Source organism: Dactylosporangium fulvum (genome assembly GCF_025137375.1).
Lineage (GTDB): Bacteria > Actinomycetota > Actinomycetes > Mycobacteriales > Micromonosporaceae > Dactylosporangium > Dactylosporangium fulvum.
In genome coordinates this window covers 2,580,996-2,596,567 of the sequence record NZ_CP073720.1, presented here as the reverse complement: position 1 = coordinate 2,596,567, position 15,572 = coordinate 2,580,996, and the positions used below count along the sequence as shown (strand labels likewise).

General features: G+C 72.9%; 16 protein-coding genes and 1 pseudogene. 8 read left to right on the top strand and 9 right to left on the bottom strand.

Features of this window, described 5'->3' with window-relative positions; translation table 11 throughout:
- Positions 1-343: 343 nt before the first annotated feature.
- The 6 genes from Dfulv_RS12115 to Dfulv_RS12090 all read right to left on the bottom strand — a co-directional run bounded on the left by Dfulv_RS12115 (position 344) and on the right by Dfulv_RS12090 (position 5,845).
- The gene (locus tag Dfulv_RS12115) at positions 344-1,462 is read right to left on the bottom strand and encodes a hypothetical protein (protein WP_259862933.1); all 1,119 of its coding nucleotides are present in this window, start codon (positions 1,460-1,462) and stop codon (positions 344-346) included.
- On the bottom strand, positions 1,459-1,584 hold the full coding sequence (locus Dfulv_RS12110; RefSeq protein ID WP_259862932.1) for a hypothetical protein: 126 nt from the start codon (positions 1,582-1,584) through the stop codon (positions 1,459-1,461). Before Dfulv_RS12110 ends, Dfulv_RS12115 begins: the two co-directional genes overlap by 4 nt.
- 86 nt (positions 1,585-1,670) lie before the next feature.
- Positions 1,671-2,072 carry a hypothetical protein gene (locus Dfulv_RS12105; protein WP_259862931.1) on the bottom strand — a complete coding sequence of 134 codons (402 nt, stop codon included), beginning with the start codon at positions 2,070-2,072 and terminating at the stop codon, positions 1,671-1,673.
- A 132-nt stretch (positions 2,073-2,204) separates the two neighbouring features.
- Positions 2,205-2,981, bottom strand: a complete 777-nt coding sequence (locus Dfulv_RS12100) for a phosphodiesterase (protein ID WP_259862930.1) — start codon at positions 2,979-2,981, stop codon at positions 2,205-2,207.
- A 79-nt stretch (positions 2,982-3,060) separates the two neighbouring features.
- The gene (locus tag Dfulv_RS12095; RefSeq protein WP_259862929.1) at positions 3,061-3,711 is read right to left on the bottom strand and encodes a response regulator; all 651 of its coding nucleotides are present in this window, start codon (positions 3,709-3,711) and stop codon (positions 3,061-3,063) included.
- Positions 3,704-5,845, bottom strand: a complete 2,142-nt coding sequence (locus Dfulv_RS12090; RefSeq protein WP_259862928.1) for a sensor histidine kinase — start codon at positions 5,843-5,845, stop codon at positions 3,704-3,706. The genes Dfulv_RS12095 and Dfulv_RS12090 overlap by 8 nt, the downstream gene beginning before the upstream one ends.
- Positions 5,846-6,043: 198 nt before the next feature.
- Between Dfulv_RS12090 and Dfulv_RS12085 the strand changes: the two genes are divergently transcribed.
- Positions 6,044-6,682 carry a hypothetical protein gene (locus tag Dfulv_RS12085; protein WP_259862926.1) on the top strand — a complete coding sequence of 213 codons (639 nt, stop codon included), beginning with the start codon at positions 6,044-6,046 and terminating at the stop codon, positions 6,680-6,682.
- 78 nt (positions 6,683-6,760) lie between these two features.
- Here the strand turns inward: Dfulv_RS12085 and Dfulv_RS12080 are convergent, their stop codons facing one another.
- The gene (locus Dfulv_RS12080; protein ID WP_406567962.1) at positions 6,761-7,348 is read right to left on the bottom strand and encodes a TetR/AcrR family transcriptional regulator; all 588 of its coding nucleotides are present in this window, start codon (positions 7,346-7,348) and stop codon (positions 6,761-6,763) included.
- Positions 7,349-7,493: 145 nt separating this feature from the next.
- Here Dfulv_RS12080 and Dfulv_RS12075 point away from each other — a divergent pair, with 145 nt between their 5' ends.
- From Dfulv_RS12075 to Dfulv_RS12065, 3 genes are all read left to right on the top strand, one after another.
- A complete protein-coding gene (locus tag Dfulv_RS12075) occupies positions 7,494-7,931 on the top strand; it encodes a MarR family winged helix-turn-helix transcriptional regulator (protein ID WP_259862922.1) in 438 nt (145 codons plus the stop codon).
- Entirely contained in the window at positions 7,928-9,544 is a 1,617-nt protein-coding gene (locus tag Dfulv_RS12070; RefSeq protein ID WP_259862921.1) for an MDR family MFS transporter, read from the top strand. Before Dfulv_RS12075 ends, Dfulv_RS12070 begins: the two co-directional genes overlap by 4 nt.
- Positions 9,545-9,778: 234 nt before the next feature.
- The gene (locus Dfulv_RS12065) at positions 9,779-11,596 is read left to right on the top strand and encodes an EAL domain-containing protein (protein ID WP_259862920.1); all 1,818 of its coding nucleotides are present in this window, start codon (positions 9,779-9,781) and stop codon (positions 11,594-11,596) included.
- Between the two features lie 40 nt (positions 11,597-11,636).
- On the opposite strand, the gene Dfulv_RS12060 is transcribed toward Dfulv_RS12065, so the two are convergent.
- A complete protein-coding gene (locus Dfulv_RS12060) occupies positions 11,637-12,155 on the bottom strand; it encodes a chemotaxis protein CheX (RefSeq protein WP_259862919.1) in 519 nt (172 codons plus the stop codon).
- Between the two features lie 261 nt (positions 12,156-12,416).
- Here Dfulv_RS12060 and Dfulv_RS12055 point away from each other — a divergent pair, with 261 nt between their 5' ends.
- The 4 genes and pseudogenes from Dfulv_RS12055 to Dfulv_RS12040 all read left to right on the top strand — a co-directional run bounded on the left by Dfulv_RS12055 (position 12,417) and on the right by Dfulv_RS12040 (position 15,044).
- Complete coding sequence (locus Dfulv_RS12055; protein WP_259862917.1) at positions 12,417-13,055, top strand: ATP-dependent Clp protease proteolytic subunit; 639 nt, start codon at positions 12,417-12,419, stop codon at positions 13,053-13,055.
- Positions 13,056-13,210: 155 nt separating this feature from the next.
- Complete coding sequence (locus tag Dfulv_RS12050) at positions 13,211-13,558, top strand: MmcQ/YjbR family DNA-binding protein (protein WP_259862915.1); 348 nt, start codon at positions 13,211-13,213, stop codon at positions 13,556-13,558.
- Positions 13,555-13,914 carry a YciI family protein gene (locus tag Dfulv_RS12045; protein ID WP_259862914.1) on the top strand — a complete coding sequence of 120 codons (360 nt, stop codon included), beginning with the start codon at positions 13,555-13,557 and terminating at the stop codon, positions 13,912-13,914. The genes Dfulv_RS12050 and Dfulv_RS12045 overlap by 4 nt, the downstream gene beginning before the upstream one ends.
- Before the next feature lie 12 nt (positions 13,915-13,926).
- Positions 13,927-15,044: pseudogene (locus tag Dfulv_RS12040) on the top strand (RNA polymerase sigma factor).
- Positions 15,045-15,105: 61 nt separating this feature from the next.
- On the opposite strand, the gene Dfulv_RS12035 reads toward Dfulv_RS12040, so the two are convergent.
- Positions 15,106-15,561: a pyridoxamine 5'-phosphate oxidase family protein gene (locus Dfulv_RS12035; protein ID WP_259862911.1), complete on the bottom strand. Its 456-nt coding sequence runs from the start codon at positions 15,559-15,561 to the stop codon at positions 15,106-15,108.
- Between the last annotated feature and the right edge of the window lie 11 nt (positions 15,562-15,572).

The window sequence follows — 15,572 nt, the reverse complement described above, 5'->3', positions numbered from 1 at the left end:
GGGGGGAGGGGGCCGCCCACCAAGCTCAGCGGTGCTGCATCTCTACGGTCATCATCTCTATGGTCATCGGCGCCGGGCTACGGCCCGGCCGGCCGAGGTGGTGGTTCGAGGATCTCGGTGATCCCTTCAGGTGGTGCTGAGGACAGCATCGACGAACCCACTTGGCGTCCACTTGGCGCGGACTTGCGGCGCGGTGTCGTCCGCACGACAGCCGCACAACGGCCGCACGGCTGCGACAGCTCCCGGCCTGACGCCGCCGGGCGAGCGGCTGCGTGAGGTCCTCGCCGCGGTGGTGATCGTCGGCTGAGGTGATCAGCCTGAGGTGATCAGTCTGAGGTCATCGTCAGGCTGCCGACGCCTCGAGCATGAGGCGTTCGGCGGCGGCCTCCCGCACCTCGGAGGTCTCGATCGGGTCGTCGCGGAGGTAGGTCAGGCGGGGTTTCGTCCGGGCGTCGGCCGGCACCTGCCGGACGGCGAGCAGCCGGACGTCGGGCTCGCAGTCCCACAGCCCCTCGGTCAGGGCGCCGGCGCACTCCTCGGGCTCCAGCGCCAGGCGGGCCCGCAGGTAGGAGGCGCGCTCGTAGGAGTGCGGGCTGAACCACAGGCGGCGGATCCGGGGCAGGGCGGCCCGCGCGGGCTCGCCGCCGATGCGGACCAGGCCGTCGATCAGCCGGTCGTAGCCGCACAGGTCGTCGGGGCGGCGGTCCAGCCAGTCCAGCCCGGCCAGCAGGGCCGGGCCGTCGGATTCGTCGCCGTGCCGGGCGAGGACGGTGAGGGCGAGCCAGTACCGGCTGGAGCCGGGCTCGGTCACCCAGGCCCGGGCAGCTGGCACGGCGTCCGGACCGGGACCGGGGGCGTCGTGCTGGTAGGTGTCGGCTTGCGCGGCGTCGTGCGAGCGGGTGGCGCGGAGGCGCTCGTCCCGCCCGGTCCAGTCGGTCCAGGGCAGGCCCGTCCACCGCAGGTCGTGGCCGTCGGCGGTGCCGAGCCGGTCCATCGCCACCGGGAGGAGGTCGTCCCACCAGTTCGCCGGCCAGTTCCGGGCGATGGCCTCGAGGGCGCCGGACCAGTTGGGGCCGATCTGCACGTACCGCCGCAGACTCCCGATCACCTCGTCGGCCTCGGCCCTGCCCAGGGCGGTGAGGACCTCCAGGACGTGCGTGAACTCGTTGTTCTCGTCGTCGGCGGTGTAGAGCCGCGACACGAGCGGGCCGACCGGCAGGCCGAGGTCGCGGACGAGACGGGCGAGGTAGGTGCCGCGCTCGTCGCAGGCCCAGAGCCAGCGGTGGTCGCGGCGGATGCACGCGTTCACCAGGTCGGGGGCGGCGGGGTCGAACCTGGCCCGGAACGCGCCGCGGCCGAGGCCGCGTTGCAGCGCACCGGCGCGGGTGCGGGTCGGCAGGTAGTGCCACTCGTCGGGGTCGGGCTCGGAGCCGATCGTCCTGCCGGTGCCGTCTGGGTTCATGGGATCGCAGTCTCCTTCATCGCCGCCGCCGAGCGCTGCTCATATTTCGGTCCGAAATCGGTTGACAACCGTCCGTCGTCATGAGGTCCGCGCTGTTGGGCTTCACGGTTCTTCTGGCTCACGTTTTTCTTCTGGCTCACGCCGAACGCCGGCCAGCTCTCGCTGGCCGGCGTTCATAGCGCATCGGCACCGCATCCGGAGGAACGGGTCAGGCGCTCGAGTCCGAGATCTCGTTGTCGCTCATGAAGCCCGTGCTGGTGAGGAAGTTCTCAAGCCGCGACGTGATGCTGTCGATCTCGGCGACCTCCGCGGTCTCGCCCGCCGAGAAGCCGGCGGAGCCGCCCTCCTCGCCGTAGGCGGCGAAGGTGTGCTCCCGCTCGATCTCGGTGTGCTCGTAGCGCGTGTACTCGGTGATCTCGTAGTGGTTGCCGGCCGCATCGGTGTACTCGATGTGGCGGATGTTCTCGAACTCCTCGTGCTCGTAGCTCTGGTGCTCCTGCTCGAGGATGCCGTACTGCGACTGGTAGTCGTGCTCGCTGCCGCTCTCGACGTGGGCCTCGGCCAGGCTGCCGTGGCCTTCGCTCATCTCGATCTCGCCGTACTCGCTCATGGGGGTGGTCCCTTCGGATGCGTATTCGTGGTGGTGCGCTGCTGTCATTCACGGTACGGGCGGGCGGGACGGGCAAAATCCCGGAAACGTGCCAGGCCGGTATCCCCCGTTAGGCCCCCTCAGCGGCGACGACTAGTACGCGATGACGGGCGCGGCGGTGTGACTGGTCGGCACGGTGTGGGTGACACAGACCGCACCGGCGCCGTCGCCGTCCAGCCAGTGGAGCAGGAAACCGGCCGGTTCGTCGACGAAGCCGACCGGCCGGCCCTCGCGCATCCCGAGGTCGACCTGCCGGTACGTGCTGGGCGCGACGGTCAGCGTCGTCCCGGCGAACCCGGCGGTGACGACCCGGTGCAGGTGCCCGGCGAGGACCCGGACGACGTTCGGGTGCCGGGCGACGACCCCGGCGAGGGCGTCCCCGTCGACCAGCCGGATCTCGTCCATCCCCGGGATGCCGACCCGGACCGGCGGGTGGTGCAGGCCGACGAAGACCGGCACACCGGACCGCTCGGCGAGCGTCCGGTCGAGCCAGTCGAGCTGCTCGGCGCCGAGCCGCCCGCCGTCGGCGAGCTCCGGCGCGAGCGAGTCGAGGACGACGACCGAGAACCCGGGGTGGTCGGCGACGTGGGTGGTCGCGGACAGCCCGAGCGTCGTCAGGAGCGGTTCGCGGCGGTCGTGGTTGCCGGCCGCGAGGTGGACCGGGATCGGGTAGTGGTCGAGGATCTGCCGGAACGCCGCGTACTCACCGACCTCGCCCCGGTCGGCGAGGTCGCCGGTGATGACGACGCAGTCGGGCCGCGGCTCGAGGGCGAGGACCCTGGTGAGGGCCCGGTAGAGCCCGGCGGCCGGCTCGGCGGCGAGGGGTCCGGTCGTGATGTGCGGATCGCTGAGGTGGGCAATGAGCGCCATGGACCTATTCTTGCGGTGCCGGCTCTTTGCGGTGCCGGCTCTTGTCGGCGGCAGCTCTCGCGGTGCCGGCGACGGCGGATCAGCGGCCCAGGCCGGCCTCGCGGGCCCGCACGATGGCCTCGGCGCGGTCGGCGACCTGCAGCTTGGCGAAGACGTTCGACACGTTGTTGCGGACCGTCTTCTGGGACAGGAACAGGGCCTGGGCGATCTGCGCGTTGGAGCGGCCGGCGGCGAGCAGGTCGAGGATCTCCCGTTCGCGGGCCGTGAGCTCGGGAAACGCGGTCGTCGCGGTCGGCGGACCGGCGGCGAAGAACTCGGCGATGCGCCGGGCCAGGGTCGCGCCGAACACCGCGCCGCCGGAGGCGACGGTGTTGATGGCCCGCACGATCTCCTCCTGCTCGGCGCCCTTCACCAGGTAGCCGCGGGCACCGGCGCGGACCGCGGTGAAGACGGTGCCGTCGTCCTCGGACATGGTCAGCACGACGACCCCGACCGAGGGCGCCTCGGCGGCGAGCCGCCGGGTCGCCTCGATGCCGTTGAGCCCGGGCATCTGCACGTCCATCACCACGACGTCGGGCAGCAACTCCACGGCCAGCTCGACCGCCTCGACGCCGGTGGCGGCGGTCCCGACCACGTCGATGCCGCCGACGGAGCCCAGCAGCATGGCCAGGCCGTCACGGAAGATCGGGTGGTCGTCCGCCACCACGACCCGCACGACGTCGTCAGCCAATGCGCACCTCCGCTGCCTGGGCCGCTCCCGGCCGGGCTCCTCCGGTGCGGGTCCCGCCGGTGTGTGCCCCTCCGGCCTGGGCCCCAGAGCTTAGCGGCAGATGGGCCCGCACGACGGTGCCGCCCGCGGGCGGGCACTCGATCTCGCACCGGCCGCCGAGCTCGGCCGCGCGTTCGCGCAGCGACACGAGCCCGACCCCGGCCGGGATGCCGGCCGGGATGCCCACGCCGTCGTCGGCGACCTCGACGACGAGGGTGTGGTCGCCGCGGCGGAACCGGACGGTGCAGGTGGTGGCGTTCGCGTGTTTTGTCACGTTGGTCAGTGCCTCGGACGCGATCCGGTACGCCGCGACCTCAACGGCGGCCGGCAGGTCGGCGAGGTCGGCCGCCTCGACCCGGGTCGCCATGGCCGGGGTGCGCAGCCGCTCGGCGAGCTGCCCGACGGCGCCGGCGAGGCCGACGTCGTCGAGGGCCGGCGGACGGAGGTCGTGGACGAGCCGGCGCACGTCGGCGAGTGCGGTCGCGACGTCCTCGCGGGCCTGGCGGAGCATCCCGTCGGCGCGCGCGGCCGCGTCACCGTTACCGCGCAGCAGGTTGCGGGCGGTGTCGATGCGCAGCGCCACGCCGCCGAGCGCCGGGCCGAGGCCGTCGTGGAGGTCGCGGCGGACCCGGCGGCGCTCCTCCTCCCGGGCACCGACGAGGCGTTCGCGGCTGCGCTGGAGCTCCGCGGCGAGGTAGCTGGAGCGGGCCGCGGCCGCCGCCTGCCGGACCACGTCGGCGAGGAGCTGCTCGTCCTTCGGCGACAGGACGGTGCGCGGGTCACCGGCGGCGAGGATGAGCCGGCCGACGGTCTCGTCGCGGTACGTGATCGGCAGCATCTGCGTCTCCGGCGGCGCCACGCCGTGCTCGGCGAGCAGCGTGCCCCCGGTGCGGTACACCTCAACGGCGACGTACGGCGACCGGAACGCCTCGGCGACACTGCGCGCCACGGCGAGCAACTGGTCCTCGGGGCTGTCGGAGCGCTCCAGCTGCTCGGCGAGGCCCGAGACGACGCGGTACGGGTCGTGCCGCTGCCCCAGCACCACACGCTGGACGAGCAGCCACAGCCGGTTGCGCAGCGGCCCGTACACGAGCAGCACGACGAGCAGCCCGACCAGCGCCACGCCCTGGCCGGGCCGGTCCACGCCCGGCAACGCCGCGACGAGGGCCAGGACGGCGGCGTCGACGCCGACGACGATCGTGGCGAGCGCACCGTAGAGGACGGTGCCGCCGAGCAGCCGGTCGATGTCGAACAGCCGGGGCCGCAGCACGCCGACGGCGATCGCGAACCCGGTGACCGCGATGGCGACGAACAGCCCGGCGCCGCTCACGGACGTCGGCAGCAGCAGCACGGAGAGCATGACGAGCACGTCGACCACGCCGGCCCACACCAGCCAGCGCATGCGGGTCCGCTCGAGGCCGGTCGCCCGCCGGTACCGCCGGAAGACCACGGCGAACGGGACGAGCAGGCTGAGCGGCAGGGCCGCGTAGCCGACCCGGAGCAGGACGGTCCACGCGGTGTCGGGCAGCGGCAGCGACAGCAGGTCGATCGAGAGGCGGCCGGCGACGGCGGGATCCGGGTCCTGGGCCTCGACGCTCGCGATCCGCTCCGGGACGAACAGCAGCGTCACCGGCAGGATCGCGGTCGCGCCGATGCTGCCGAACACCGCCCAGCGCCAGCGGCCGGTGGGCAGCTTCCCGTCCGGGTAGAAGACGAGCAGCAGCGGCAGCGAGAACAGCAGGCCGGCGCCGACCCGCTGGTACAGCCAGTACGAGAGGTGCGTGCCGGGCAGCATCGGGTCCTGGGTCGTGGAGTAGACGACCCAGGAGACGGCGGTTCCGTCGACCGCCCAGTGCAGGCCGGTGACGCAGAGGATCCACGAGACCGGGTTGCGCGGCGCCCTGCGCACGAGCAGACCGCCGGGGACGGCGAGCGCGAGCCCCGCGAGGCCGGAGACCCAGCCCGGCTCCAGGCCGTCGGTGGCCCGGTAGGCGGCGTCGACCATGAGCTCGAGGACGACGGACGCGACCGTCGCGGCGATCGTGAGGACCACCAGCACGTCGCCGACCAGCGTCGACACCTTGAAGCGGGACACGCAGTCATGGTGCCAGCCGTCGTGTCCCCCGAGGCAGAGGACGCGTGTCCCGTCCGGCCCGGGACACGGTTGGGGACGGCGGCCGGGGCGCGCGGCCCTGCCGCCCGGGTCGCGGTTCCCCGGAAGCTCTACGGCATACCCGGACAGCGACGAGCTGGCCGTACGACATAGAGCCCCTCCTCGAAGGAACGAACTGCCATGACGATCCGCACCGGACCCATCCCCGCCCGCACCGACCTTCCCTCCGGCACCCCGGCCGTCCCGGGCATCTCCGCCGCCCGGACGCGGGCCCTCGGGCTGGCGCTCACAGCCGGCACCCTGTCCTGGACGGCGGCGATCTTCACGGTCGGCACCAACCCCACGGACTCGCTCGGCATGACCGTCACCGACCTCGGCGGCGGCCTGTTCCAGCTCGGCATCTTCGCGCTGCTGGCGGTGCAGCTGCGCACCCGGGCCACCGGTACCTCGAAGGCGGCCCGGTGGATGCTCTACGTCGAGCACGTGCTGCTGGCCGTCGCCACGGTCTGGAGCTTCCTGCACGCGGTGCCGTCGCTGCGCGACGCGGCCTGGCTGGTCCCGATGGACGTCTTCTGGCCGCTGTCGATGCTGGGCATGTTCGTGATCGGCCTGAAGATCCTGTTCACCGGCCGCTGGCAGGGCCTCGCGCGGGTCTGGCCGACGGTCGCCGAGAGCTGGGCCGTCATCACGGTCCCGACGTTCATCATCTTCGGTGAGCCGCTGTCGGACTGGATCGGCGGCGGGCACCTGGTCATCGGTTACGCGACGCTCGGCGTGATCCTGGCGCTGCGCCCGCAGCTCGTCGGTGCCCGCCCGTGAGCTGGGCGGGCCCGACCCGATAGGTGAACCCCTCCCCCGTCGAGCTCCCTCGTCCGGCTCATCCAGGCGCCGTCTTCGCTACGCGAAGGCGGCGCCTGTCGCGTCCAGCGCCTCACGCACGACGTCGCCCAGCGGGGTCCCGGCCGGGCGGTCGAGCCAGGCCTGCACGGCGACCCGGATGGCGGCGAGGAAGGCCGCGGCGGTCAGTCGGGCCCGCATCGGGTCGGTGACGCCGCGGGCGGTGAGCTCGGCCGTCAGGTCGTCCTCGAGGGCGCTGTACGTGCTGGCCTGCTGCGCGGCGAGCGTGGGGTGCCGGCGCACCAGGCGGACCTGGGTGACCCACTTCGGGTCGCGGGCGCCGAGCCGGCGGTCCAGCTCCAGGGCGGCCGCGGTCAGCGCGATCCACGGCGTCTCGGTGGCCGGCCGGGCGCGCACGGCATCGAGCAGCAGTTGCATGCGCAGCCGGTCGCCGTGGAGGAGCGCCTCCTCCTTGCTGGCGAAGTAGTTGGAGAACGTCCGGCGGGACACGTCGGCCGCGTCGGCGATGGCCTCGACGGTGACCCGCTCCGGGCCGTGCTCGACCGCAAGCGCCACGGCGGCCTCGTGGAGGGCCTGCCGGGTGGCGGACTTCTTACGTTCCCGCAGGCCGGTGCTCACGGCCTTCATCGTACCCGGGGCGCTGTTAGCTACTTCTCACTGGGCAAACTTGCGCAATGGGAACGAATTTTGGATGCTTGTACCAGGCAAGTATTTGTCGCTTGCCACTCGTATCTGTCGCTTGCCGCTCAGGCCCAGCCGATGGAGGACTTCTTTGGAGACCGCCGTCGCCCCGCTCCGGGAGGAGCTGCGCGAGCTGCTGAAGGTGGTGCGCCTCGTCAAGCAGCGGCAACAGCACGGCCGCGTCCCGCTCGGGGCGATCGGCATGCTCGGCGCGATCGAGCGCCTCGCCGGCGGCTGCCACCTCAAGGAGCTCGCCGCGACCTGCGCCCTCGACCAGTCGACCACCAGCCGTGCGGTCAGCGCGTTTGTGCAGGCCGGGCTCGTGCGCCGGGTCGCCGACCCGAACGACGGGCGGGCCAGCTTCCTCGAGCTGACCGACGAGGGCCGGACGGCCCTGCGGGAGTCGAACGAGTGGTACGACGCCCTGCTCGCCGATGCGCTGCGCGACTGGACCCGCACCGACATCGAACTCTTCGGCGCACTGCTGCGCCGCTTCGCACAATCCCTGCTGACGGAGGCAAACCGATGAGTCAACCGCACGCCGCGGCCGCGGCGGGCCCTGCTGTGGCGCATTCCGAGGAGCCGATGAACCATCGGCAGATCCTCGAGGCGCTGAGCGGCCTGCTGCTCGTGCTCTTCGTGGCGATGGTGAGCTCCACCATCGTCTCGACCGCCCTGCCGAAGATCATCGGCGCGCTGAACGGCACGCAGAGCCAGTACACCTGGGTGGTCACCGCCACCCTTCTCACCGCGACCGCCTCCACCCCGATCTGGGGCAAGCTCGCCGACCTCTACAACAAGAAGCTCCTGGTCCAGATCTCGATCGCGATCTTCGTGGTCGGTTCGATGCTCAGCGGCCTGGCCCAGAACGCGGGCGAGCTCATCGCCGCCCGGGCGTTCCAGGGCATCGGCGTCGGCGGCCTCCAGGCGCTCGTCCAGGTCGTGATCGCCGCGATGATCCCGCCGCGGGAGCGCGGCCGGTACAACGGCTACCTCGGCGGCGTCATGGCCGTCGCCACCGTCGGCGGCCCGCTGCTCGGCGGCCTCATCGTCGACACCTCGTGGCTCGGCTGGCGCTGGTGCTTCTTCGTCGGCGTCCCGATCGCGATCCTCGCGCTGGTGGTCCTCCAGAAGACGCTGCACCTGGTCACCATCCGCCGCGACAACGTGAAGATCGACTACCTGGGCGCGTCCCTCATCGCTGCCGGCGTCAGCGTGCTGCTCATCTGGGTGTCGTTCGTCGACGACTCGTTCGCGTGGCTGTCGTGGCAGACGCTCGCCATGGTCGCCGCCGGCGTGGTCCTGCTCGCCCTCGCCGTCTGGGTCGAGTCCCGGGCCAAGGAGCCGGTCGTGCCGCTGGACATCGTGGTCGAGCGCACCACCGCCCTGTCGATCCTCGGCAGCCTCGCGGTCGGCATGGCCATGTTCGGCGGCGCGGTCTTCCTCGGCCAGTACTTCCAGATCGGCCGCGGCTACTCGCCCACCGAGGCGGGCCTGCTCACCATCCCGATGATGGTCGGCGTCCTGGCCTCCTCGATCGTGGCCGGCCGGCTCATCACGAAGACCGGCAGGATCAAGCCGTACATCGTGGCGGGCACGATCGTCCTGGTCGCCGGCTTCGGTGTCCTGTCGACCATCGACCACGAGACGTCGCTGTACTTCGTCGGCGGCGGCATGCTGCTCGTCGGCGTCGGCGTCGGCATGTCGATGCAGAACCTCGTCCTCGCCGTGCAGAACACCGTCCGGCTCAAGGACATCGGCGCGGCGAGCTCCACGGTCGCGTTCTTCCGCTCCCTCGGCGGCACGATCGGCGTCTCGGTGCTCGGCGCCGTCCTGGCCCGCCGGGTCACCGACAACATCACGCACTCCATGGCCGCGGCCGGCGTGCAGGCCCCGGCCGGCGGCGACACCAGCAACCTCAACCTCAGCGCGCTCCCGGCGGCGATGCAGCACATCGTCCGCGCCGCGTACGGCGACGCGACCGGCCACATCTTCCTCATCTCGGCCGGCATCGCCGTGATCGGCGTGATCGCCGCGCTGCTCATGCGGCCCGCGGCCCTGCGCACCACGCTGGACCTGGCGAAGCCCGCCGACGCCCCGGGCGCGGAGCCCGTCGACGGGGCCGTGCTGACGAACCGCTGACCTGACTCCAGGTCCCGTCCGCCGGGCGGGGCGGCCACCCTCCGGCCGCCCCGCCCTCGCCGTCTGCCGGGCCCCCGGCTGTACCCCTTCTGAGTGAAGGACGCTCGGGGCCGTCACCGCCACCGGCCGGCCTCGTTACCGGGTCAGCTAGGTATCCCCCGACCCGGCGACCGACGGACGGACCCCACGATGAGACCGGCAAGTGGCGCACACGGATCACCCGGTCGTCGGCTCATGGCGTCGGCGCCGCTGACCCTCATCGCCGCGGCGGCGGTCGTGCTCGCCGGACTCACCGCCGGACTCGCCGCCGGACTCGGCGCATCCGCCGCGGTACTGCTCGCGGCCGCCGCGACCGCGGCACTGCACGCGTTCTGGCTGGTCCGGATCTCCGTCATGGCGTGCCGCGAGCGCATGGTGCCGTCCGCCGCCGTCGGCGCCGGTGCGCTCGGCCTCGGCGTCCTCGCCGCCGGGGTCTGTGCCGCCGCGCCCGGCCTGGCGCCCGGCGTCGCGCCGTTCGCCGGCACGGCCCTCGTCGCCGGCCTGCTGATCCTGCCCGGCGTGACCGCCGGCGGCCCGGGCGCCGCCGCCCGTCGCGGGTTCGACGGGGTCTGCGTGGCGCTGTGGCAGTACCTCACGCTGGTCGTGCTGGTGCTGGAGGTGGACGGCGAGTCCAGCCCCGCCGTGTTCGTCACCTGCCTGCTCGCCGTCGTCGGCCTCACCGTCGCCGTGGTGAGCGGCGTGCGGGCGCCGTACCCCCGCGGGGCCGCCGTCACCACCGCCGCCGGCGTCGCGCTGCTCGTCCTCGGCCTGGCCGTGCTGCCGCTGCTCCCCTCCTCCCCGCATCAGCGCGCCCCGTGGCTGCTCGCCGCCGGTGGGCTGCTCGTCCTCGGCTCGGTGCTGGTCCGGGCCGGTGCCTGCCGGTCCGTGTGGACCGCCATGACCCCGACGGGCACGGCCCGCGTCGGCGCGGCGCAGCCGGAGCGGCTGGTGGCCGACGGCACGCTCATCGGGGACCCGCTGCTCGTCGCGCCGGTGCTCGCCGGGGCCGCGGCGGTGCTCTACTCGCTCGTCACCCGGGGACGCATCGGGCCGGCCGCCCTGGTGGTCGGGCTCGTGGCCGTCCTCGCGGTCGTGCTCCGCGAACTGCTCGACGCGGTCACGGTACGGCGGTTCAGCGGCCAGCTGTCCACGCCGTACCCCGTGCCCGGCACGGTGCTGCGGCCGTCCGCCGGGGTCGGGCCGGCCCCGGTGAGCGGTGGCCCCGAGGAGACGCTGCGGCGGGCCACGCTCGAGCAGCACCTGCCGCACGCCGTCGAGCGCGGCGAGCTCGACCTCGCGTACCACCCCGTCTACGACCTCGTCGAGGGCCACCCCATCGGGGTCGAGGCGCTGCTGCGCTGGCGGCACCCGCGGCTCGGCACGATCCCGCCGCGGGAGACGCTGGAGGTCGCGCGGGAGCTCGGGCTCACCGGGCAGGTGCACGACTGGGTGCTCAACCGGGCCTGCCGTCAGCTGTCGTTGTGGCAGCACGAAGGGTACCGGCTGTGGATGAGCGTCAACGTCGCCTTCGACGACCTCGTCGCGGCCGACTTCGCGTCCCGGCTCAGCCTGGCCCTCGACAGCCACCAGGTCGACCCCGGCGACCTCGTGATCGAGCTCGCCGAACGGGACTTCGACGCCGATCTGGAACGCGCCGCGGATCCCCTGGCGACGGTACGGGCGATCGGCGTCCGCACCGCCCTGGACGGCTTCGGCACCGGCGTCACGTCACTCGCCCACCTGCGGGGGCTCCCGACCGACCTGCTCAAGGTGGACCGGTCGCTGTTCGCGCTGCCGCCGGCGACCGGCGGCCCGGTCGCGCCGATCATCGACGTGGTGGTGAAGCTCGGGCAGCGGCTCAACGTCACGGTGGTCGCGCACGGCCTGGAGGCCCGGCAGCACCTGGAGCTGGTCCGGTCGGCCGGTTGCCGCTTCGGCCAGGGCCACTTCTACGGCGCGCCCGGCCCGGCGGAGCGCGTCGAGGCGGCGCTGGTCCACCAGCGGACATGGTGAGTGTCGCGGTGAGCTCTCAGCGCGTCTTCGCGGTGAGCTCTCAGCGCGTCTTCGCGGTGATGGGGAACCCGGCACGCTCGGGGTTGACGTGCAGGACGCTGAAGGTGATGGAATCGGTGCTCCGCCACGACACGGTGAGGCGGTGCGTCTCGAGCGTGGCGGGGAACAGCATCTTGCCGGTCGCGACCACCGGCAGGCCGAGCTTGGCGGGCTGGGCGCCACGGTTCTTGACGTTGCCGCCGACCACGTTGATGAGCTCGCCCATGGCGTCGGTGATGTCCTGGTCGGTGACCTCGTCGACCGCCATGGCGAGCATGAGCGCGGTGATGTCGGTGGCCGCCGCGGGCGGTACGAGCACCCGGACGTGCCCCTCCCACGCTCCGGTGATCGACACCGCGGCGGTGATCATACGATGCTCCACAGGAACGTGCGCCTCGACCGGCTCCGCACCGGGCTGCTGCAGATAGGCGTCCCAGACCTCGTTGACGATCTCGATGAGGTCCTCGTCGTCGATCCCGGATGGCGCAGGTGACGCGCTCTGCGTCAAGGCGTCCGTCATGGCCGCTCCCGGACGGTGTGCGGAGGGCACCGCCGACCGGTGCCGCTTCAACCGCATGTTGCCAGGCAAAGGTTTCAGCCCCGGCATGTTTGCGGAATCCGGCGCCGGTCGCAGGCACTCTTCCCTATACTCCCTTCCTCACCCAGCCCTCCTTACGCCCGCAGCCCTCCTTACGCCCGCAGCCCTCCTTACGCCCGCAGCGGAATGGGGGTTCGGCGGGCTGTCCCCGGTCGCGGTGTCGCCTATGTTCGGATGATGTCGATGTCGCACAGTCTCAGCCTGCGGTATGACCGGCAGCCCGGCCGGCACCCGGACGACGACCCGACGGGGCCGTTCGGACCGTTCGGACCGGGCGGCCCGGCGCCCGCGCAGCCCACGCCATGGCTCGACGAGCAGTTGTTCGGCCGCCGCATGCTCTTCCTGCGCGGCGACATCGACGCCGAGACGGCGGCCCGTGCGGCGGCCACCCTGCTGGCGCTCGACGCCACCGGCACCGACCCGATCACGATGCACCTGAGCGCCGACCAGGGCTCCCTGACGGCGGTCTGGACGCTGGTCGACGCTCTCGACGCGGTCAAGGCCCCGGTGCACGCGACGGCGATCGGCCAGGTCGGCGCGGCCGCGCTCGGCGTGTTCTGCGCAGCCGGCCGCCGCTCCGCGTTCGCGCACGCGAGATTCCGGCTCGCCGAGCCGAAGGTCTCCAGCCCCGGCGGCACCGCCGACCAGGTGGTCGCCGAGGCCGGCCGCTACCTGCGCGACCTCGAGGACCTGGTGCTGCGCATCGCCGCCGCGACCGGCCAGCCCCGTTCGAGAATCGAGGACGACCTCCAGTCGGGCCGTGTCCTGTCAGCCGAGGAAGCCCTGTCGTACGGCCTGATCACCGACATCGTCACCCGCTGACCGGCGTGGCTCGCCGGCCGCCACGTGCAGCGTGTCCCCCCCCCCCCCCCCCCCCCCCCCCCCCCCCGATGCCGACCATTCCCCCTGCCGTGCCGGCTGTCCCGCCGCACCCCGGCGACCTGCCGGAACGGTGCCCTCCGTGCCAGGATGGGCGAATGGGGAGCGTCGATGACGTGCGGAAGGTGGCGCTGAGCCTGCCGCGCACGACCGAGCATCTGATCCGTGACCGGGTCAAGTTCCGGGTCGGCCGGATCGTCTACCTGGCGCTGTCGCAGGACGAGAAGACGCTCGGCTTCGCGTTTCCGAAGGAGGAGCGCGACGCGCTCGTCACCACCGAACCGGAACGGTTCTTCCTGCCGAGGACCTCCGATCTGCGGTACCACTGGGTCTGCGCCCACCTCGACAAGCTCGACGCCGACGAACTGCGCGACATCGTCGTCGACGCCTGGCGGATGGTCGTCCCGAAGCGGGTCTACGCGCAGTGGCATCAGGGCGCCTCGTGAAGTATTTGATCATGATCTACGGCAACCCGGCGAGCCGCGCCGTGTGGGAGACGTTCAGCCCGGCCGAGCAGGCCGAGGGCTGGGCCCGGCACGCGGAACTCCGTGACGCGATGGTGGCCTCCGGCGAGCTGGTGCACTCCGAGGCCCTGGCACCGCCGGAGACGGCGAAGGTGCTGACCGCCCGTGCGGGCCGCCCACAGGTCACCGACGGCCCGTTCGCCGAGGTCAAGGAGCACCTCGCCGGCTTCTACCTGGTCGACTGCGACTCGCTCGACCGTGCGCTCGAGCTGGCCGCCGGCATCCCCGAGGCCCCGCACGTCACGATCGAGGTCCGCCCCGTCGTCGACCTCGGCTAGCGAGCCCCGCCCGTGGCCCAGGTCGAGGAACTCCTGCGCGCCGAGGCACCGCACGTGCTCGCCGCGCTCGTGCACCACCGCGGCGACTTCGACACCTGCGAGGACGCCGTGCAGGAGGCGCTGCTCGCCGCGGCACTGCAGTGGCCGGTCGAGGGCGTGCCGGCCAGCCCCGTGGCTGGCTGATCACCGTCGCGTCGCGCCGCTGGATCGCCCAGTGGCGCGCCGACACCGCCCGCCGCCGGCGCGAAGCCCTCGCCGAGCCGCCCGTCCCCGAGGCCGCCCCGCCGCCCGCCTCTTCCGTCGACGACTCGCTCACCCTGCTCATGCTGTGCTGCCATCCCGCGCTGACCGCGTCGTCGCAGGTGGCGCTGACGCTGCGCGCCGTCGGCGGCCTGACCACGGCCGAGATCGCCCGCGCGTACCTCGTGCCGGAGGCCACGATCGCCCAGCGCATCAGCCGCGCGAAACAGCGGATCAAGGCCACCGGCGCGACGTTCCGCCCACCCTCGCCGGACGAGTTCCCGGCCCGTCTCGACGCCGTCCTCCAGGTGCTGTACCTCGTGTTCAACGAGGGCGACACCGCGACCTCGGGCACGTCGCTGCACCGGGTCGACCTGACCGCGGAAGCGCTCCGGCTGACCCGCGAACTGCACCGCCTCCTCCCCCGCCTCTCTCAGCAGGGATTCGCGACCGGGCCCGCGGACGCGATGCCGGCCAGCCACGGCGAGGTCGCCGGCCTGCTCGCCCTCATGCTGCTCACCGATGCCCGGCGGCCCGCCCGCACCGGGCCCGGCGGCGCGCTGATCCCCCTCGCCGAGCAGGACCGCAGCCGCTGGGACCAGGAGCGTGACCATCGGCCCGAGGGCCTCGCCCTGCTCACCACGACGCTGAACACCGCCCCGATCGGCCCCTTCCAGCTGCAGGCCGCCATCGCCGCCGTCCACGACGAGGCCCAGCGCCCTGAGGACACCGACTGGCCGCAGATCCTCGCCCTCTACGACCTGCTCGCCGGCCACCACCGCGTGCCGGCCGTGCGGGCGCACCTGCTGGACCGGGCCGGCCGCCGCGATGCGGCACGCGAGGCGTTCCAGCAGGCGGCGGACCTGACCGAGAGCGACCCGGAACGCTGATACCTGCTGTCCCGGGCCGCGCCCTCCCACGCCGCGCCCTGAGCCACGCCGGCCGCTCGGCCTATTTGCGGGTCCGCTGCTCATGTCCGCGACCCCGGTGCCAGCTCTCGATCACCAGGTGGTCACCGGACGCCGTCACATACGTCAGCACCACCTCGGTCACGTCGATCCGGAACCGGTGCGAGCCGTCCTCCGGCGCCGGATCGACGACGTCGTGCGCCGTCCCCGAGATCTTCGCGTCGCCGGGCCACGACCCCGGGTCGTCCTCGGGCGGGTCGAAACTGGGACTGTGCAGCGCCAGCCGCGGGTCACGGAGCAGATCGCGCGCCTTCACCGACCCCGGCATGCTGCCCAGCAGCAGCCCCTCGTCATCGGTGAACACGACCTCGGTGCCGCTGATCCGCGGCGAACCGTCGCTGCGCAACGTCGCCATCGTGCTGTGCTTCCCGGCAGTGAACCGCGCCTTCACCCGCTCCGCGAACTCCGGCTCCGCTTCGACGAACTCGTTCCACCACATGCGAGCATCGT